Annotated in this window: 14 protein-coding genes; 2 read left to right on the forward strand and 12 right to left on the reverse strand. The window is 59.7% G+C overall.

Translation table 11 applies throughout. The features are described from left to right. Positions 1 to 7: 7 nt before the first annotated feature. From ACMXYJ_RS31075 to glnE, 12 genes are all read right to left on the reverse strand, one after another. Entirely contained in the window at positions 8 to 1294 is a 1287-nt protein-coding gene (locus ACMXYJ_RS31075) for a capsule biosynthesis protein (RefSeq protein WP_415758198.1), read from the reverse strand. A 111-nt stretch (positions 1295 to 1405) separates the two neighbouring features. Continuing rightward, complete coding sequence (locus tag ACMXYJ_RS31080; protein WP_415758199.1) at positions 1406 to 3160, reverse strand: carbamoyltransferase family protein; 1755 nt, start codon at positions 3158 to 3160, stop codon at positions 1406 to 1408. A 227-nt stretch (positions 3161 to 3387) separates the two neighbouring features. After that, the gene (locus tag ACMXYJ_RS31085; RefSeq protein WP_415758200.1) at positions 3388 to 4266 is read right to left on the reverse strand and encodes a DUF3800 domain-containing protein; all 879 of its coding nucleotides are present in this window, start codon (positions 4264 to 4266) and stop codon (positions 3388 to 3390) included. Between the two features lie 71 nt (positions 4267 to 4337). Next, complete coding sequence (locus tag ACMXYJ_RS31090) at positions 4338 to 4673, reverse strand: YceK/YidQ family lipoprotein (RefSeq protein ID WP_415760830.1); 336 nt, start codon at positions 4671 to 4673, stop codon at positions 4338 to 4340. A gap of 237 nt (positions 4674 to 4910) precedes the next feature. After that, positions 4911 to 6362, reverse strand: coding sequence for a lipopolysaccharide kinase InaA family protein (locus ACMXYJ_RS31095; RefSeq protein WP_415758201.1), 1452 nt, complete (start codon positions 6360 to 6362; stop codon positions 4911 to 4913). Beyond that, positions 6362 to 7114, reverse strand: a complete 753-nt coding sequence (locus ACMXYJ_RS31100) for a lipopolysaccharide kinase InaA family protein (protein WP_415758202.1) — start codon at positions 7112 to 7114, stop codon at positions 6362 to 6364. The genes ACMXYJ_RS31095 and ACMXYJ_RS31100 overlap by 1 nt, the downstream gene beginning before the upstream one ends. Beyond that, positions 7111 to 7845: a lipopolysaccharide kinase InaA family protein gene (locus ACMXYJ_RS31105; RefSeq protein WP_415758203.1), complete on the reverse strand. Its 735-nt coding sequence runs from the start codon at positions 7843 to 7845 to the stop codon at positions 7111 to 7113. The genes ACMXYJ_RS31100 and ACMXYJ_RS31105 overlap by 4 nt, the downstream gene beginning before the upstream one ends. Beyond that, positions 7845 to 8651: a lipopolysaccharide core heptose(I) kinase RfaP gene (rfaP, locus tag ACMXYJ_RS31110; RefSeq protein ID WP_415758204.1), complete on the reverse strand. Its 807-nt coding sequence runs from the start codon at positions 8649 to 8651 to the stop codon at positions 7845 to 7847. Before rfaP ends, ACMXYJ_RS31105 begins: the two co-directional genes overlap by 1 nt. Beyond that, positions 8651 to 9772: a glycosyltransferase family 4 protein gene (locus tag ACMXYJ_RS31115; RefSeq protein ID WP_415758205.1), complete on the reverse strand. Its 1122-nt coding sequence runs from the start codon at positions 9770 to 9772 to the stop codon at positions 8651 to 8653. Before ACMXYJ_RS31115 ends, rfaP begins: the two co-directional genes overlap by 1 nt. Further along, complete coding sequence (gene waaC, locus ACMXYJ_RS31120; RefSeq protein WP_415758206.1) at positions 9772 to 10833, reverse strand: lipopolysaccharide heptosyltransferase I; 1062 nt, start codon at positions 10831 to 10833, stop codon at positions 9772 to 9774. Before waaC ends, ACMXYJ_RS31115 begins: the two co-directional genes overlap by 1 nt. Position 10834: 1 nt before the next feature. Beyond that, positions 10835 to 11869 carry a lipopolysaccharide heptosyltransferase II gene (gene waaF, locus ACMXYJ_RS31125; protein WP_415758207.1) on the reverse strand — a complete coding sequence of 345 codons (1035 nt, stop codon included), beginning with the start codon at positions 11867 to 11869 and terminating at the stop codon, positions 10835 to 10837. 173 nt (positions 11870 to 12042) lie between these two features. Further along, positions 12043 to 14982 carry a bifunctional [glutamate--ammonia ligase]-adenylyl-L-tyrosine phosphorylase/[glutamate--ammonia-ligase] adenylyltransferase gene (gene glnE / locus ACMXYJ_RS31130; protein ID WP_415758208.1) on the reverse strand — a complete coding sequence of 980 codons (2940 nt, stop codon included), beginning with the start codon at positions 14980 to 14982 and terminating at the stop codon, positions 12043 to 12045. A gap of 383 nt (positions 14983 to 15365) precedes the next feature. On the opposite strand from glnE, the gene aceE reads away from it, so the two are divergent. Both aceE and aceF read left to right on the forward strand, forming a co-directional pair. Further along, positions 15366 to 18011, forward strand: a complete 2646-nt coding sequence (gene aceE / locus ACMXYJ_RS31135; protein WP_415758209.1) for a pyruvate dehydrogenase (acetyl-transferring), homodimeric type — start codon at positions 15366 to 15368, stop codon at positions 18009 to 18011. Between the two features lie 11 nt (positions 18012 to 18022). After that, entirely contained in the window at positions 18023 to 19993 is a 1971-nt protein-coding gene (aceF, locus tag ACMXYJ_RS31140) for a dihydrolipoyllysine-residue acetyltransferase (protein WP_415758210.1), read from the forward strand. Positions 19994 to 20214 lie beyond the last annotated feature (221 nt).

Here is a 20214-nt window from a genome sequence, read left to right on the forward strand (position 1 = left end):
ACCAGTGTCAGCCGACGGCAGACAGCCTGAAGGTCTCGAAGTCACGCGCAGGGTCTTCGCCGCGCAGCAAGTTATCGACCAGTTGAGTGGTCTTTGCCAACCCCTGAGAGCCGTACACCAGGTGGTAATCGGCAAAACGCCGGGCCTGGGCCACATGCCCCTGATAATCCTGCTCAAGCGCTTGTAGCTGACGGGAAAGCTCCTGCTCATCGCGCACTTGCGGCCCGAAAAACAGCGAGTGAGAGAAAATATCCACATTGCTGCCCGCGTTCACATGGATCACCGGCCGCCCAGCCAACCCTGCCTCGATACCGGCATTGGACATGATGTTGACGACTACGCTTGCCTGCGCCAGAGCGTCTGCCAGTGAGCATTTGGTATCCAGCAACTCGATGCTGGCTAACTGCGCAGCGGCATCGCTCCAGAATTGCGCCTTGCTGCGCGGATGGCGCTTGAACAACACGCGATAGTGCGGATGCTGTTCGGCCCAATCACGCAGCAACTGGTAGGTGCGCTGGTAGCCCGGCTCTTTTTCCCGGTCAGGGCCAACTCCCAGAATCAACAGCGTCTGGAGTGCAGGATTGGCGACTGGCAGATCATAGGTTTCATCAGCGAGGTAAGAACCGACCAGTACGACCGTCGACTCACCGAACCGCAATCTTCGTTCTTGCAAGGCCACCAGCGAACTATGGCCAAAGACGCCGTAATAGTCATAGTCGTTCATCGCCAGTCGCCGTGAAGACTCCAACGTCGCGGAATGGGCCAATTGCAGCAGTCGAGCGTCGCGCGCAGCCAATGCCAGACGCAGGAACGGCGCATGAAGGCTACCGTTGCGCTCGTTGATCAGCACCTTGGGCGAATACGTCATCACCAGCCACTGGGCATGGGCGGCGTACACCAGATAACGCAGCGGCACCGACTGCGGTGGCGCCATGAGCATTCGCTGAGCGCAGGAGTCCGACGGCGAGCGTAATGCCGCCTCTGTCAGGTTCTGCCCACGCTTGCGCAAGGCCTCGATCAGAATATTCTTGCGCTGCAACGCCATGGACTTCGGCGCCGAATGTAGCAACAGCACCTCACAGGGTGCAGTGACCACCGAAACACTCAAGCACGCCTTTGCGCGTATCCCGACCGCCACGTCCACCAACACATCACGAACCAGGCGCAACAGGCTGCCACAGCGACCATGACGCTCGCGCAGCAGTTTCCAGCGATAACGATCCAGCTCACGGGCTTTTTGTGCCCAGCATCCCTCAGCCTGGTACACCCTTTCGCAAGACGGCGGCGCCCTCATTTGAACATCAACCGGATGGCCATACGGGCGTACGACCAGCGCGTGAGCGAGTGCAGATCGGCGCGCACGGTTTGAGCGTAAATGGCTGGAATAACGACGCTAATCAGCACTTCAGTCAACCGCATACCTGTCCGCGCCCTCTTTGACCACCAGGATGTCTTCCATGATCAGATACTGTAGATCGGAACCGAAGAACATGTTCAGGGCGTCCGTCGGCGAGCAGATCATCGGTTCGCCACGACGGTTGAGCGAGGTGTTCAGCGACACGCCATTACCGGTCAGCACCTCCAGCGCCTTCATCATGTCGTAGTAGCGCGGGTTGTATTCGCGCTTGAGCACCTGGGCCCGGGACGTACCGTCTTCATGGACGACTTCCGGCACGCGGGTCTTCCACTCTTCCGCCACTTCAAAGGTGAAGGTCATGAACGGCGCCGGGTGATCGATCTTGATCATCTGCGGTGCAACGGTGTCGAGCATCGACGGGCAGAAAGGCCTCCAGCGCTCGCGGAACTTGATCTGGTGGTTGATGCGGTCAGCCACACCAATCGCACTCGGGCAACCAATGATCGAACGTCCGCCCAAGGCGCGCGGACCGAATTCCATGCGGCCCTGGAACCAGGCCACCGGGTTGCCATCGACCATGATTTTGGCGATGTTTTCCGGCATGTTCTCAAGCTTGCGCCATACCGGCTTGCTCGGGTGACGGGCGCATGCAGCGAGGACGTCTTCGTTGGTGTACGACGGGCCGAGGTACACGTGTTCCATCTTCTCGACCGGCACACCACGTGCGTGGGACACATAGGCCGCCGCGCCGACCGCGGTACCGGCATCGCCGGACGCAGGCTGCACGAACAGTTCTTTAACGTCATCGCGGGCGATGATTTTCTGGTTGAGCTTGACGTTCAACGCACAGCCACCGGCGTAGGCCAGCTTGCCGGTTTCCTTGAGCACGTCGCCCAGGTAATGGTCGATCATTTGCAGCGAGATTTTTTCGAACAGCGCTTGAATGCTCGCGGCGTAGTGGATGTACGGCTCGTCGGCGATGTCGCCTTCGCGCTTCGGTCCCAGCCACTCGATCAGCTTCGGCGAGAAGTAGTAGCCTTTGCCCTTCTCTTTGTAGCGACGCAGGCCGATGACGTTGGCGTAGTCGGTATTGATCACCAGCTCGCCGTTTTCGAACGAAGCCAGGCGCGAGAAATCGTATTTGCTGGCGTCGCCATACGGCGCCATGCCCATGACCTTGAACTCGCCATCGAGCATATCGAAACCGAGGAACTCGGTGATCGCGCCGTACAGGCCGCCGAGGGAGTCCGGATCGAAGAATTCCTTGATCTTGTGGATCTTGCCGTTCTCACCGTAACCGAAGAAGGTCGTGGCGTACTCACCCTTGCCGTCGATCCCGAGGATCGCGGTTTTCTCTTTGAAACCGGAGCAGTGATAAGCGCTGGAGGCGTGGGCCAGGTGATGCTCGACCGGCTCGATCTTGATTTTCTTCGGATCGAAACCCAGTTGCTCGAGGCACCAGACAATCTTGTTGCGATAGCGCTTGTAGCGACGGTTGCCCATCAGGATCGCGTCAAGAGCGCGATCCGGGGCGTACCAGTAACGCTTGGCGTACTGCCAGCGAGCCTTGCCGAACAGGCTGATCGGCGCGAACGGAATCGCTACCACATCAACGTCGGATGGCTTGATGCCGGCCTGCTCGAGGCAGAACTTCGCCGACTCGTAAGGCATGCGGTTCTTTGCATGTTTATCGCGCACAAAGCGCTCTTCCTCAGCCGCCGCGACCAGCTTGCCGTCGATGTACAACGCTGCGGAAGGATCATGGCTAAGGGCGCCGGACAGGCCAAGAATCGTCAATGCCACAGGGGTCTAGCCTCTTTAGTCTGCATGCAGGCGCAAGGCGCCTCAAAGATTAATGTGCCCTCGCAAAGGGCGAGAGGCAGCTAAAGGGCGGGATTATAGCTTAAAAGCGACGGCAAGCCTCTAGCGGGAAGTGGCAAGCTGGCGCGTTGACAGATGACGGACCTCGACATAGACTCCTGCGCAAATGGACTGGGGGATCCCGGTCGGCGTTGTGGCCTCGGTGAGTTTCACCGGGGCTTTTCGCTTTCTGAGAGAGGGAAAATTTTTAACCCCCAATTCTCGAAACCCTCTCCCACATTGTTACGCCCACCACTGCAGTAGAACTTGCGCTTGAGCACGTCAAAGGCACGATTTTCTTGCCCCGACCGCAAAACGCTCATACCAATGGGCCTTGCAACAAGATCCGCTAGCTGTAACCCCGTGGAATTCACTTGTTTGGTTGCAAAGACGATGTCGAACGGCAGTTGTATGCCCAATCTGTTCGCGCCATCGCACATGCGACGAAACTCCAGTTCAAGCTCATTATCCTCCCGCTTCCCTCGACGCTCGAAAATCACATGAGTTAAAACACTCTGTTGATTCTTTTCCTGCAAATACTCATAAAGCGTTTCAAGGCAGAATCCGAGCGCGACGTGATAAGGATTGTGGACAGGACCTTGCTTTTCGCGAAGAGCGGCTTTGTCGATAACGCAGCTGATCAGGACGAAATTGCTGGCCTCAATGATTCCCGTCAACTCATCGAGAAAGGCATGTTTGTGTTGCCTTGATGTGAAAAGACTAGAGAACGCTCCCTTTTCTTTTCGAATTTCCAATTCATGCAGACCGATCAGGTCATGCCCCATATGATTAAATTTGAACTTCTGAAGGGCAGGAATAACCTTTTCGCAATAATGCCTTTTATGAAACACACAAAAGGCCAGCACAAACATTGGGTAGTTTGGATCTAATGTTTGCATCCCATGATCGCCGCTCTCATCCACATAGATTATGAAATCGCTGTACCTCCCGGACGGAGGTAATAGCTTTTCCGCCTCAACATTAGTTTCAGCTTCGCTTTCGTTTTCAAAAAGAAAAAACTGTTGAGAGGGCAAAATCTGGGGCGACACGAGCTATTCACCTTTTGTGCTTCGAGCCAAGTGCGTTAGGTGTAGCACTGACACGCCGGAATACAAAAGAGTTACCCGCGGCCTGCTCTCCAGTAAATACTGAGATTGCCGTCAGCAGCCTGTCGGTAAACCGTATAGGGCAGGAGGACGGTATCGAAAACACCCGACAGGGTGAAATCCATCAATACGAACGGCAAAAGAATACCCGTGGGATCGGGCGCTGCATTTAATACGCAAAAGTCGAACGCCAGGCCGCTGTAGATACGTGGGATGGACTGACAGTAGGTCTTTTGCTTTCTAAGGCTACGAGCCGCGTCTTCGTCATCCTGCAGCACTGTGACCGCGGTCCCGCACCCTGATAAAACCAGTGCAAAAGTGCTCAGTAACACCGTCGTTTTTATTGTCAAAATCTGCCCTCCGTGAACGTCAGGCAAACTAGCATCGCGGCTATTCAGGGCACAGTTCATGGGCTCTGTAGATCATGTAGGACGATTCATAAAAACTTGTCCCATTATCTCGGGTGGCTGTTCTGGTCCCATCGCGAGCAAGCTCGCTCCCACACTGGATCTATGTAACGCCGAAGATCCCCTGTGGGAGCGAGCTTGATCCGGGCGGCGTTCCGACGATAGGACCGAAGGTCCGATTCAGGCAGCGCTGGAGATATCTTTGGGCAGACGCTGATCAATGACCCGATACAACGCACTGCTCTCAGGCCAGTTACGCATGAACCTTGCCCGATCCCGCGCATAGGCCGGGGCGAAGCTGCTGAGCGAGGCGTGCTGACACATCGAATCCAGATCAATCAGCGCCCAGCGATCGTGCTGCCAGAACAGGTTATGCCCCTTGAAATCCCCGTGACTGATCCGCTCGCCAATCAGCTCGGCAAACAAATGATCCAGCGCCTGCAACTCGGCTTCTGGTGCTCCACCGCTTTCAACATAAGGCGCAAACCGCTCGATGATGTCCGGCCCCGGCAAATACTCGGTCACCAGATAAGCCCGACTGCGCAACCAGAGAAAACGCTTCTCCAGCAACGCCAACGGCTTGGGCGTGGCGATGCCGAGAAACGCCAGGCGATTGCCTTCACGCCAGGAGTGCCAGGCACGGCTCGGGCGCCAGAAGCGTTTGAGCCAGTGGGCAAAACCTTTGATGTTGTAGCGCTTGATCACCAGCGTACGACCCGCCACCTCGACCTTGCCGACGCTCGCCGCGCCGCCGGTCTTGTACAGATGGCCCTGATCGAGCAGCGCATCGGCCTGCGCCAGCACCGGCAGCATTGCTGCCTCTTCCTCGCGGCGAATCGCCCGTAAGCCGAACGCTCCGCGCTGGACACTGAACAGCGTGCATTCGCGGCCGACCTTGATCAGGAAGTCCTTCAGACGCCAGGTGCGAACCTTGCTGATTTGCTTCTGCAACGCTTCCATGGGCAAGGCATGCTCGCCGTTGCTCAGCAGGTAATACACCAGCAATTCTTCGGTGAAGGGCTCCAGCGACTTGGGCAACTGGGCAAAAAACACGCCGAGGTTTTCCAGGACTTTCTGCCGCGAGAGCGGTTGGCCAGGGGTTTCGGAGCAGACGCCGCCGCCATCAATCAAATACAACCGGCCGCGCTGGCGCAAGAGGTTGTCCAGGTGCAGGTCTTCCTGCCAGAGCCCCTTGCGATGCATTTGGCCGATAGCGCCCAACGCCTCGGCCAGCACAGCCCCTTGCATATCCGCCAGCACCGGCAAATGCTCGACCTGTTTCCAGGTTTCACCAAGGCTTTCGGCGCCCTCAATGAACTCGAACAGCAGCCAGCCGCCCTCGCCGTCCTTCAGGCCGTCGGCCAACAGTTGCGGCGTGGTCAGGCCCTGGGCGGCGAGCAAATGCACACCGTTGCGTTCCCGTTGAAAATGCCGCGCCGCTTTGCTGCCGACCAACAATTTGGCCAGCACCGGCCGCCCACGCCAGACGCCAGCACCGACATAACGCTGCCCCGGCAACACCCGCAACAGACTCAGCAACTGCAGCTCGGCAGGGCCGGCGGCATCGGCCAACGGAACGTTCAGCGGCAGTCTCGGGCTGCGGCCAGCATTTTTTAGCTCGGACAAACGCATCAGCGCGTCTCCTTATGAGTGCGCCGCGCGGTCAGTCGCGCAAGCCAGCTGTCGATCAGCGAACTGTCTTGCGATTGATCCAGATAGGCGGCCAACAGCTCGCGCAACTGCGCTTCGCTCCATTCAGGCGCCCGACGCAGCAACGGCTCCAGGTCTTTGGCACGGTCGCGCATTCCAAACAGCAACGGCCGGGTCTTTTCCAGGTCGATCAACTGGGCCAGGTAACCGTCGCCGGTGGCCTGGAGAAAAATGTGTTTGGGGTAGAAGCAACCGTGAACCTGACGCGCGCCGTGCAGGCACCGAGCCAATTGTCCACAAGCCTTCAGAATGGCCGAATGTTGCGCCGAGCTCAGATCCGACCAGCGCTGCAACAGCGAATCCAGATCATCCCAACCATCCAGGGCACGGGTCAGCAGAATCGCCCGGACTTCGCCGTCGACTTTGCGCTGACCAAAAAACGCCGCCTTCAGCGCTGGAATACCGAACTTTTCATAGCGACTGATATTGCGAAACTCACGGGCAAAGCTCGGCTCGCCAAAGGGCGCATGCAAGGTGCGCATCCGGTAGTTGCTCTGGCGTTTGAGGTAGTAGCCATGACCTTCCAGATCCAGCCGAAACACGCTGCTCCAGCCACCGCGAGCGGTGTTGGGCTCGTCCACAGCGTCGAGCTGCTTGGCCCAGAGTGCATCAAAGTTACCGAGGCCGTGACGCTCAAGCAGCGCACGGTCTTCAGCCGCCAGAAAATCAGTCATTCGCGTCCCTCAAAAAATCTAACCACGTGCCGGATCCGTTTTTTGTCGGCGGCATTCAGCCGATCACACTGGCGGTATTGCAGGTAAAAGCGCAGGCGCTGGGTAGCCGACAAGTGATACTTGGCGACCTTGTCCAGGCAGGCCAGGTCCTTGGTGATCCGGTACTTGAGCCAAAAGCCGCGCCAGAAATCGCCATTGGGGCAGTCGATCAAAAACAGCCGGGGCTCATCGTTGATCAGCAGGTTGCGCCACTTCAAATCGTTATGGGTGAAGCGGTGGTCGTGCATGGTCCGGGTATAACCCGCCAGCTGCCGGCTGACGTTATCGACCCAGGCGCGGTCCGCCAGCTTTGGATCATGCCGCTCAGCCAAAGCCGACAAGTCTTCGGTATGCGGCAGCTCACGGGTGATCATTGCCCCGCGATCGTACGCCGCACCGCGACGCTCCAGGCCCCAGGCCACGACCTCGGCGGTAGGAATGCCCCACTTGGCGAAGCGTTTGAGGTTCTGCCACTCGGCTTTCACCCGAGGCTTGCCCAGGTAACGGCGCAGACCTTTGCCGGCACCCGTGTAGCGTTTGACGTAATAGTTGACGCCATTGCGCTGGACGCGAATGACCTCGGACAACAGGTCGCGCGTCAGGCGTTCACCCTGAAGCGCAAACACAGCCTCAAGACTGCCGAAATCCTCTGCCAGATCGCTGTACTCAGGCACCAGTGTCCAACCCGCCATCAGAGCGCATCCCCGTATCGCTGTTTACGGTCGTAGAGTTTGTTGGCCTTGCCTTCGAGCCAGGTGAGCAACCCGGCTTCTTCACCCAGAATCTGGCGCAGGGGCTGCTGGAAATAACCCTTGAGAAAACGCAACTTGTCACGACGGGTCAAGCCGATGTCCAGTGCCGAAAAGTACAGCGCTGCCAGGTCCTTGTTACGCCAGCGTTGGGTAATCGTCGGACGGGTCTGGGCGCGGTGCAGGTCGATCACCGAGAGCCTGAAATCGTCGGCCGTCACCGGTTTGTCGGTGTGCAGCAGAAAGTGACAGATGTAGCAGTCGCGATGGTTGACCCCGGCGCGGTGCATCATGCCGGTCATGCGCGCGACCTCGGCGATCAGCGCACGCTTGAGCTTTGGTTCGGGCGGGTGCTTGACCCAGTCGATGCTGAAGTCTTCGAGGCTGACAGTGGGCGCCAGCTCTTCGGTGACGATGAACGAATGCTGGTCCGCCGGGTTGCTGCCCTTCTCGCCATAAGCCACGGCGGTCATGGTCGGCACGCCAACTTCTTGCAGGCGCTGAATGGCCTTCCACTCCTGGCCGGCACCGAGCACCGGCAGCTTGGCCGTGAGCAGGTTCTTGAAGATCTCACCCCAGCCAATGCCACGGTGGATCTTCACGAAAAAGCCACTGCCATTGACTTCGGTACGCAGGGTCCGACGCGCTTCAAGTTCGCGGTAGACCTCGCCCTGGAGACCCTCGACTTCAGCGAACGGGTCGCGTCCGGCCCAGAGGGTCTTGAACGGTTCAGCCAGCATCAACTTCATTAAGCGTGCTCCGCCAGAATCACATCGGCCGCGTGCTGCGGCATGCTGTAGAGGTCGGCCGTCTCGGCGAAGGCCAGACCATTGCGGCTCCAGGCCGCCCGTGCTTGAGCGTCGTTCAACATCCCGGTCAGGTACTGGGTCAGTTGCGCCTGATCGAAAGGTTCGTCCAGCACCAGACCGGCGTCGGCCTCGGCGATGTAATGGGCGTAACCACACACCGCACTCACCAGCACCGGCAACCCGGCCACCAGGGCTTCGAGCAACACAGTCCCGGTGTTTTCGTTGTACGCCGGGTGAATCAACAGATCGGCACCGAGCAGAAAACGCGGGATGTCGCTGCGGCCCTTGAGGAACGTCACGTTATCGCCGAGCCCCAATGTGGCGCTCTGCACCTGGAATAATTTGGGGTCATCCTGGCCAATTACAAACAGCCGGGTGCGCTTCTTCAGATCGGCGGGCAATGCGGCCAGCGCCTTGAGGCTGCGATCCACGCCTTTGGTCTTGAACCCTGAGCCGATTTGCACCAGCAGCAGATCATCGTCTTTCAGGTTGAATTCGCGACGGAACTCGGCACGGATCTGGGCGGCATTGGCCGGCGCACGACGGTCCTGAGAGATACCCGGCGGCAGCAAATGAAAGCGCTCAAGCGGCGTGTCGTAATGCTTGATGAACAGCGGCTGCTGGACTTCGGAAATCATCAGCACTTCGGTCTTGGCATCCTTGGCGAACACGGCGCGCTCGTACTCGGCGAAGTGCCGGTAGCGGCCCCAGCGACGGTACAGCGAGTTGCGCAGGTTTTGCGCCTTGTCTTCGAAGCAGCCGTCGGCGGCGTAGTAGACGTCCAGACCCGGCATTTTGTTGAAGCCGATCAAACGGTCCACCGGACGCTTGGCCAGATCCGCTTCCATCCATTCGCTGAGTTTCTCGTTGCGTCGATGATTGAAGAACGCTTTGACCGGCGCCACCAACACTTCGAAGCCCGGTGGAATGTCGCCTTCCCAGATCAGCGTGTAGACCCGAATCTGATGGCCGCGTTGCTGACATTCCAGGGCGATGCGCATGAAATCGCGCTGCAAGCCCCCGAATGGAAAGTACTTGTACAAGACGAATGCCAATTGCATCAGCGCAGCTCCTCAGCCAGTAACAACGTGCTCAGTCGGGTCGCGACACGCTCGGGATTCAGACGCGTGAAGCACAGGGGCCACTCGCGCTTAAGGTCAAACTGACGGGCATCTTGGGCCGTCGGTTGATACGTACATTTCTTTTGCATACACGGCGCACAGGGGAAATCGCTGGCGATGTGAATCTGCGCTTTACCGTAGGCGCCGGTCAGGCCCGGGTTGGTCGGGCCGAACAGCGAAAGCGTCGGCACGTCCAGCGCAGCGGCGAGGTGACCGAGACCGGTGTCCACCGCCACGCAGGCTTGCGCGCCGGCCAGCACTTTGCCGACACCCGCCAGGTTCAGCTTGGGCAGCACTTCGACATGCCTCATGTCTTTGGCGATGCGTTCAGCCCGGGCTTTCTCGATCGGATTGCCCCACGGCAGCTTCACCGCGACACCGAGATAGCCGACGCGCTCGGCCAGCTCTCGCCAGTAGGCTTCAGGCCAGTGTTTGGTGTCCCACGTGGTGCCGTGCAGGAACACCACGTAAGGATTCTTGCGCGGCAACTCCACCAGTCGTTCGACGTTCAGGCCGTAATCACCCAAGCCTTTCGGCAGGTCGTAACCCAGGGCCACGGCGAACAGCTGACGCACTCGCTCCACCGCGTGTTGCCCACAGGCCACGGCCAGACGCCGGGAATAGAAGCGTGCGGCAATCGGCTCGCGGGCCGAGTTTTTATCCAGCCCGGCCACCGGGGCTTTGGCGTACCGGGTCAGCAAGGCACTTTTCAGCAAGCCCTGGGCATCGATCACCAAGTCATATTTGTTGGCGCGAACGCTTTGCTTGAAGCGCTTCCACTCGCCACTCTTGATGGTCTGCCAGATGTTTTTGCGCCAGCGACGGATCGCCACCGGAATCACCTTGCCCACGGCCGGGTGCCAGGTCGGGATTTCGGCGAAGCCCTCTTCCACCACCCAGTCAAACTGGATGCCGGGGATCGCCCGTGCCGCGTCGGTCAGCGCCGGCAACGCGTGAATCACGTCGCCCAGCGAAGAAGTCTTGATCAGCAGTACCCGCAAACTATTTGACCTCGACCACAGTGCCTTGCAAACGCTGCAAGGCTTCGTTCACCGCTTGCGGCATGAGTTGGCGCAGGCAGTTGTAATGACCGAAGCGGCATGTGCGATCGAAGCAGGGGCTGCATTCGATGCCCAGGCGCACGATCTGTACGTGTTCGGCCAGTGGCGGCGTGAAACCCGGCGACGTCGAGCCGTAGACCGCTACCAACGGGCGATTCAGCGCGGCGGCGACGTGCATCAGGCCGGAGTCGTTGGACACCACCGCGTCGGCGCAGGACATCAGGTCGATGGCTTCGGCCAGGGAGGTGCCGCCACTGAGGTTCACCGACTCTTCACGCAGGCCGGGAATCAGCCGCGAACGGATGTCTTCGCCGACGGCGTGATCGTTTTTCGAACCGAACAGCCAGACTTGCCAGCCCTCGCGGATCTTCGCTTCGGCCACCTTGGCATAGTGCTCGGACGGCCAGCGCTTGGACTCGCCGAACTCGGCACCCGGGCACAGCACCAACACCGGGCGGTCGAGAGCCAGGCCGAACTTGGCCAATGCCGCCTCGCGAGTGACCGGGTCAATCTGCAGGCTCGGCCGTGGATAAGGTGTCGGCAGCTCGGCACCGGACTCGTAAGCCAGGGCCATGAAGCGTTCGATCATCAGCGGGTAACGTTCTTTATCCAGCGTGCGCACGTCATTGAGCAGGCCGTAGCGGAACTCGCCACGCCAACCGGTGCGCTTCGGGATGCCGGCGAAGAACGGCACCAATGCCGACTTCAGCGAATTGGGCAGCAGGATCGCCTGGTCGTACTGGCCGGCCAGGGATTTGCCGATGCGCCGACGCGTCGCCAGCTCCAAAGCACCGTGACCGAGCGGAAAGCTCAAGGCCTGGCGTACTTCGGGCATGCGCTCAAGAATCGGCCGGCTCCACTCGGGGGCCAGTACGTCGATTTCGCATTGCGGGTGGCGCTGCTTGAGACACTGAAACAGTGTCTGCGCCATCACCATGTCACCGACCCAACTGGGCCCAACGATCAGAATTTTCATGTGGTTTCCATAAACGAGCCGGGGAGGCATACGCCTCCCCGCCTCGAGAATCACTGCGGGAGCAAGGCTGCTTGCGATGGGTCATCACCTTCAACATTATTGTCGACTGTCATTCCGCTATCGCGAGCAAGCTCGCTCCCACATTGGGTATTTGGTGTTTCAAATATCCGGTTTCAGCTTAGCCCCAGCTCGCGCCAGATCCGCACTACCTGCCGCCGTTCGTCCACGAACTGGTTGCCCGGTATCACCCCGGCGTCCTTCTGCAAGGCCTGCCGGTGAGCGGCTGAACGGTAGGCTTTATAGGCCTCGCGCAACAGACTGGCGTCTTCGGCGGGCATCAGCCCTTCCTCCTCCAGCCCTTCCAGAATGCGGATATTGTCAGTCCAGCGCAGCAATGGCGGGTGCGATTCGGACCACGCCAGGGCCGCGTATTGCACCATAAATTCAATATCGACGATACCTCCGGCGTCCTGCTTGAGATCGAATGGCGCCGTGGCCTCGAAGGCATTTGCCGCGGTGCCCGCCGCGGTGCTCTTGCTGCCAAGGTTATCGCGCATTTTGGCGCGCATCTCACTGACCTCCTGGCGCAAGGTTGCCAGGTCCCGCGGCTTGCCCAATACCGCCGCGCGGACTTTCTCGAACGCCTGGCCGACGTCCGGACTGCCCACCAGCACGCGCGCTCGCACCAGCGCCTGATGCTCCCAGGTCCAGGCTTCATTTTCCTGATACCGGGCAAACGCACCGAGCGAACTCACCAGCAACCCCGACGCGCCGGACGGCCGCAGACGCATGTCCACTTCATACAGCTGACCGGAGTTGGTCTGGGCCGTGAGCAAGTGAATGATCCGCTGCCCCAGCCGGGTGAAAAACTGCGCACCGTCGATAGGCTTCGGCCCGTCAGTTTCCGCCTGCGGATCGCCATCGTGAATGAACACCAGGTCCAGGTCCGAACCATGCCCCAGTTCCAGACCGCCGACTTTCCCGTAACCGACAATGATGAAGCCGGGATCGCACAAGGTGCCGTCGGTACGCAGCGGCGTACCGTATTTGGCCACGGTCTGGCGCCAGGCCAGGGCCAGCACTTGTTCCAGGATCGCTTCGGCGAGCCACGTCAGGTAATCACTGACCTTCATCAACGGCAGGCTGCCAGCGATTTCCGAAGCGGCGACGCGCAAGCGGTGCGCCAGTTTGAAATGCCGCAGGGCTTCCATTTGCTGTTCGAGGTCGTCCTCGGGAATCCGCGTCAAACGCTCACGCAACTCGGCGGCCAGTTCCGGCGCCAATGGCGGCTTGAACAGCCGACCTTCGTTGAGCAATTCGTCGAGCAGCAGCGGGAAGCGGGTGATCTGCTCGGCGATCCACGGGCTCGCGGCGCACAAGGTCAACAAACGCCGCAGCGCGCCGGGGTTCTCGGTCAGCAACACCAGATACGCGGAACGACGGGCCACGGCTTCCACCAGCGGCAATACTCTTTCCAGCACCAGATCCGGATTGGCGTGTTCGACTGCCTGAGCCAGCAACCGCGGAATAAAGGCATCAAGGCGCTCGCGACCCAAGCGTTGCATCGCGCGCAATTGCGGACTGCTGCGCAAACCGGCCAACGCTTTCAGGGCTTTGGTGGCATCGACGAAGCCACCCTCTTCCAACTGACGGCAAGCGGCCTCTTCGTCCTGAGCCTCCTCCCACAACGGCAGCCATTCGCCGCCGACCACCACTTCGCTTTCGGTGCCTTCCTCTTCGTCGGGGTCGGCGATCACCTGGCCAAAGTGCCAGGCCACGCGACCACGCCAATACATAAGTTGCTCATGGAAAGCCTCCCAGTCGGCGAAGCCCAACATAAAGGCAATGCGTGCCTGATCCTGCGCACCGTCCGGCAGCATCTGGGTCTGGCGGTCGGCAATCGCCTGGATCGCGTGCTCGGTGTACCGCAGGAATTCGTAACCTTCACGCAGTTCGCTGATCACCGCCGGCGGCAGGTAACCCTGACCTTCCAGCGTGCTCAGTACTTTTAATAGAGGACGTTGCTGCAAACTCAGGTCGCGGCCGCCATGGATCAGCTGGAATGCCTGGGCGATAAATTCGACTTCACGAATGCCACCGGAGCCGAGCTTGATGTTGTCGGCCATGCCCTTGCGCCGGACTTCCTGCTGAATCAGCTGCTTCATGGTGCGCAGCGCTTCAATGGCCGAAAAATCCAGATAACGCCGGTAAACGAACGGCCGCAGCATGTCTTGCAATTGCGCACCAGCCACTTGATCGCCGGCCACCACCCGCGACTTGATCATCGCGTAGCGTTCCCAGTCGCGGCCCTGATCCTGGTAATACTGCTCCAGCGCGTTGAAGCTCAGCACCAATGCGCCGGCCGAACCGTAAGGCCGCAGGCGCATGTCGACGCGGAATACAAAACCGTCGACGGTCATCGGGTCCAGGGCCTTGATCAAGCGCTGGCCGAGACGAATGAAAAATTCCTGGTTATCCAGCGAGCGTTTGACGCCAACAGTTTCGCCGCCCTCGGGATAGGCGAAGATCAGGTCGATGTCCGACGACAGATTGAGCTCCACCGCGCCGAGCTTGCCCATGCCGAGAATGACCATTTGCTGCGGCTCGCCGCTGCGCCGGCCAGTCGGCACGCCGAACTGCTGACAATGCCGCGAGTACAACCACTGATAGGCCTGATCGATGCTGGCATCGGCCATGTCCGAGAGGTCGCGGCAGGTCTGGATCAGATCGCACTGACGCGTCAGGTCGCGCCAGATGATCCGCACTTGATGACGGGTACGTTGACGACGCAGGGCGCGACCGAGCTCATCGTCGGTTTGCGCTGCATTCACCGCGGTCGCAATCTGTGCGCACAGCTCGCCGGGCGCAAAACTTCGGTCCAGCTCACCGGACTGCACCAGCTCCAGCAACATCAGTGGATCACGGACACTTTGTTCAATCACGAAGTCGCTGGCAGCGGTGACGCGGGCGAATTGTGCCCAGCGTTCAGGCGTCCAGCCGGCCAGGCCATGGTCGTCGTCGAGGCCGGCGACAGCCGCACGGAACGACTGCTCGGCGCGGGTGACAAACGGCAGGAGGATGCCGGGCAGTTCGGCAAGCGAAGGGAGGCTCATGGTCTATCCTTGATCGGCGTGTAGAGGGCTGCATGTAGTGATTCGCGAGAATGCACTACCTGATCGACTGTCGAACAAAGGTTAGAAATAGCTGAAATTTCTTTATTTTTGGCAGACAGCATCAAGCTTTCACCTTTTCTGGTTGGCAAAAGACCAACCTTAACGATTATTCTCACAACGCAGCTGGAGGCCACAAGCCGCTCATCTGTAGTTTTACTACTCGTATATACATTCGAAAGGCTGAAATGCCCGAAGATTTGTAGTAAAACTACACGCCGCCGGAACAACCTCTCGGCAATCCAAGAATTTATATCGTCTGCCCACAAGGCCAGTCGCAAACTCAGGCAACCGATTCTGGAAGCCTTTCCGCCCTGGAGCAAGCCATGCAAGACCTCGATCCCGTCGAAACCCAGGAATGGCTGGACGCCCTGGAATCGGTTCTCGACAAAGAAGGCGAAGACCGCGCTCACTATCTGATGACCCGTATGGGCGAACTCGCAACCCGTAGCGGTTCGCAATTGCCTTACGCCATCACCACGCCATACCGCAACACGATCCCTGTTACCCACGAAGCACGCATGCCTGGCGACCTGTTCATGGAACGCCGTATTCGCTCGTTGGTACGCTGGAACGCGATGGCCATGGTGATGCGTACGAACCTGAAAGATTCTGACCTGGGCGGTCACATCTCCAGCTTCGCCTCCAGCGCAACCCTGTATGACATCGGCTTCAACTATTTCTTCCAGGCCCCGACCGACGAACACGGCGGCGACCTGATCTACTTCCAGGGTCACACCTCGCCAGGCGTTTACGCCCGTGCGTTCATGGAAGGCCGCATCACCGAAGACCAGATGAACAACTTCCGCCAGGAAGTGGACGGTCAGGGCCTGTCGTCCTATCCGCACCCTTGGCTGATGCCTGATTTCTGGCAGTTCCCGACTGTATCCATGGGTCTGGGCCCGATCCAGGCGATCTACCAGGCACGTTTCATGAAGTACCTGGAAGCCCGTGGTTTCATCCCTGAAGGCAAGCAAAAAGTCTGGTGCTTCCTGGGCGACGGCGAGTGTGACGAGCCGGAATCCCTGGGCGCGATCTCGCTGGCTGGCCGCGAGAAGCTCGACAACCTGATCTTCGTTATTAACTGCAACCTGCAGCGCCTTGATGGCCCGGTTCGCGGCAACGGCAAGATCATCCAGGAACTCGAAGGCGTGTTCCGTGGTGCTCAGTGGAACGTGACCAAAGTCATCTGGGGCCGTTTCTGGGACCCACTGTTGGCCAAAGACGTCGACGGTATCCTGCAGCGTCGCATGGACGAAGTCATCGACGGCGAGTACCAGAACTACAAAGCCAAAGACGGCGCGTTCGTTCGTGAACACTTCTTCAACTCGCCAGAGCTCAAGGCGATGGTTGAAGACTTGTCCGACGACGAGATCTGGAAACTCAACCGTGGCGGTCACGACCCGTACAAGGTCTACGCGGCGTACCACGAAGCGGTCAACCACAAAGAACAACCGACCGTCATCCTGGCCAAGACCATCAAAGGTTATGGCACCGGTGCCGGCGAAGCGAAGAACACTGCGCACAACACCAAGAAAGTTGATGTTGAAAGCCTGAAGCTGTTCCGCGATCGTTTCGACATCCCGGTCAAAGACGAAGAACTGGAAAACCTGCCGTTCTTCAAACCGGAACCCAACAGCGCCGAAGCCCGTTACCTGAGCGAGCGCCGCACTGCACTGGGCGGTTTCGTGCCACAGCGCCGCGCCAAAAGCTTCGACATCCCGACGCCACCGCTGGATACCCTCAAGGCAATCCTGGACGGCTCGGGTGACCGTGAAATTTCCACCACCATGGCCTTCGTGCGGATCCTCGCGCAGCTGGTCAAGGACAAGGAAATCGGTTCGCGCATCGTTCCGATCATCCCGGACGAAGCCCGTACCTTCGGTATGGAAGGCATGTTCCGTCAGTTGGGCATCTACTCGTCCGTCGGCCAGCTCTACGAGCCAGTCGATAAAGACCAGGTGATGTTCTACAAAGAAGACAAGAAGGGCCAGATTCTCGAAGAAGGCATCAACGAAGCGGGCGCCATGAGCTCCTTCATCGCTGCCGGTACTTCGTACTCCAGCCACAACCAGCCAATGCTGCCGTTCTACATCTTCTACTCGATGTTCGGCTTCCAGCGTATCGGCGACCTCGCCTGGGCCGCTGGCGACAGCCGCACCCGTGGCTTCCTGATCGGCGGCACCGCCGGCCGGACCACGCTGAACGGCGAAGGCCTGCAACACGAAGACGGTCACAGCCACATCCTGGCTGGCACCATCCCGAACTGCCGCACCTTTGATCCAACCTACGGCTATGAGCTGGCGGTGATCATCCAGGACGGCATGAAGAAGATGACCGAAGAGCAGCAGGACGTTTTCTACTACATCACCGTGATGAACGAGTCCTACCAGCAGCCAGCCATGCCGGCCGGTGTCGAGGAAGGCATCATCAAGGGCATGTACCTGCTCGAGGAAGACACCCGCGAAGCGGCGCACCACGTTCAGCTGATGGGCTCCGGCACCATCCTGCGCGAAGTTCGCGAAGCGGCGAAAATCCTGCGTGAACAGTTCAACGTCGGCGCTGACGTGTGGAGCGTTACCAGCTTCAACGAACTGCGTCGCGATGGCCTGGCCGTCGAGCGCAGCAACCGTCTGCACCCGGGTCAGAAGCCTAAACTGAGCTATGTCGAAGAGTGCCTGAACGGCCGTCAAGGTCCGGTCATCGCGTCTACCGACTACATGAAGCTGTTCGCTGAGCAAATTCGTCAGTGGGTCCCGTCCAAGGAATTCAAAGTCCTGGGCACCGACGGTTTCGGCCGCAGTGACAGCCGTAAGAAGCTGCGTCACTTCTTCGAAGTCGACCGTCATTTCGTGGTGTTGGCAGCCCTGGAAGCCTTGGCTGACCGTGGTGATATCGAACCTAAAGTGGTGGCTGAAGCCATCGCCAAGTTCGGGATCAACCCGGAAAAACGCAACCCACTGGACTGCTGAGGAGACACTCTGTGAGCGAACTCATTCGCGTACCTGACATCGGCAGCGGTGAAGGTGAAGTAATCGAACTATTTGTGAAAGTCGGCGACCGCGTGGAAGCCGACCAGAGCATCCTGACGCTTGAGTCGGACAAGGCGAGCATGGAAATCCCTGCTCCCAAGGCCGGCATCGTCAAAAGCTTGAAAGTGAAGCTGGGCGATCGCCTGAAAGAAGGCGACGAACTGCTGGAGCTGGAAGTCGAAGGTGCCGCTGTTGCAGCCCCTGCGGCTGTGGCTGCCGCTGCACCGGCTGCCAAGGCTGAAGCGAAACCGGCTGCGGCTCCTGCTCCGGCAGCCGCTGCACCGGCCGCGGCTCCCGCTGCTGCAACCACCCTGCAAGTGCACGTGCCGGACATCGGCTCGTCGGGCAAAGCCCAGATCATCGAGATCCAGGTCAAGGTCGGCGACACCGTCGAGGCTGATCAGTCGCTGATCACCCTGGAATCCGACAAGGCCAGCATGGAAATCCCTTCGCCCGCCGCTGGCGTGGTCGAAAGCATCAGCGTCAAGCTCAACGACGAAGTCGGCACTGGCGACCTGATTCTGGCGCTGAAAGTGGCAGGTGCCGCGGCACCGGCAGCGGCCGTGCCAGCCCAGGCTGCTGCGCCTGCTGCCGCTGCTCCAGCGCCAGCCGCTGCGGCTCCGGCTGCACCGGTTGCTGACAGCGTTCAGGACATTCATGTCCCGGACATTGGTTCTTCGGGCAAGGCCAAGATCATCGAAGTCCTGGTCAAGGCCGGCGACACCGTTGAAGCCGATCAGTCGCTGATCACCCTGGAATCCGACAAGGCGAGCATGGAGATTCCATCGCCTGCCGCTGGCGTGGTGGAAAGCGTTTCCATCAAGCTGGATGACGAAGTCGGTACCGGCGACCTGATCCTCAAGCTGAAAGTCAAAGGCGCTGCGCCTGCTGCTGCCCCGGCTCCGGCCGCTGCTGCACCGAGTGCGCCAGCGCCAGCCGCTGCTGCACCTGCCGCAGCCGCACCTGCTGCTGCCCCGGTTGCGGCTCCAGCCAAGCCTGGCGCCAAGGTTCACGCCGGCCCGGCTGTACGCCAACTGGCCCGTGAATTCGGCGTCGAGCTGAACGCCGTCGGCGCCAGCGGTCCGCACGGTCGCATCCTGAAAGAAGACGTGCAGGTTTACGTCAAAGCCATGATGCAGAAGGCCAAGGAAGCACCGGCCGCCGCTGCTGGCGCAACCGGCGGCGCGGGCATCCCGCCGATTCCGGTCGTGGACTTCAGCCGCTTCGGTGAAACCGAAGAAGTGCCGATGACTCGCCTGATGCAAATCGGCGCGTCGAGCCTGCACCGCAGCTGGCTGAACATTCCGCACGTGACTCAGTTCGATTCGGCTGATATCACCGACCTGGAAGCGTTCCGTATCGCTCAGAAAGCCGTTGCAGAGAAGGCTGGCGTCAAGCTGACCATCCTGCCGCTGCTGCTCAAGTCCTGCGCGCACCTGCTCAAGGAACTGCCGGACTTCAACAGTTCGCTGGCACCAAGCGGCAAGGCGATCATCCGCAAGAAGTACGTGAACATCGGCTTCGCCGTCGACACCCCTGAAGGCCTGCTGGTACCGGTCATCAAGAACGTCGATCAGAAGAGCCTGCTGCAACTGGCAGCCGAAGCCGCCGTGCTGGCCGCCAAGGCCCGCGACAAAAAGCTCACCGCTGACGACATGCAAGGCGCCTGCTTCACCATTTCCAGCCTCGGCCACATTGGCGGCACCGGCTTCACGCCGATCGTCAATGCGCCGGAAGTGGCGATCCTCGGTGTTTCCAAGGCAACCATCCAGCCAGTCTGGGACGGCAAAGCCTTCCAGCCGAAACTGATGCTGCCGCTGTCGCTGTCCTACGATCACCGTGTGATCAACGGCGCCGCTGCTGCACGCTTCACCAAGCGTCTGAGCGACCTGCTGGCGGACATCCGCACCATCCTGCTGTAACACCGATCGGCCCTCCTTCACCGGAGGGCCCATCGCGTTCCACGTTTTCCGAGCGCCACGCTCGTACCTCAACCCCGCCAGTTTGGCGGGGCTTTTTTTGCCTGCAAGAAAGCCATCCCCGTTCAGCACTCCAAGTACCAACTGCCAAAGGCCTCGCAAGCTCGACAGCTGCTACAGATCGCATTAGGGCTGAACTGACTGGCATCGGGCCCTCTTCCGAG

The organism is Pseudomonas arabinosi (assembly GCF_047758675.1).
Taxonomy (GTDB): domain Bacteria; phylum Pseudomonadota; class Gammaproteobacteria; order Pseudomonadales; family Pseudomonadaceae; genus Aquipseudomonas; species Aquipseudomonas arabinosi.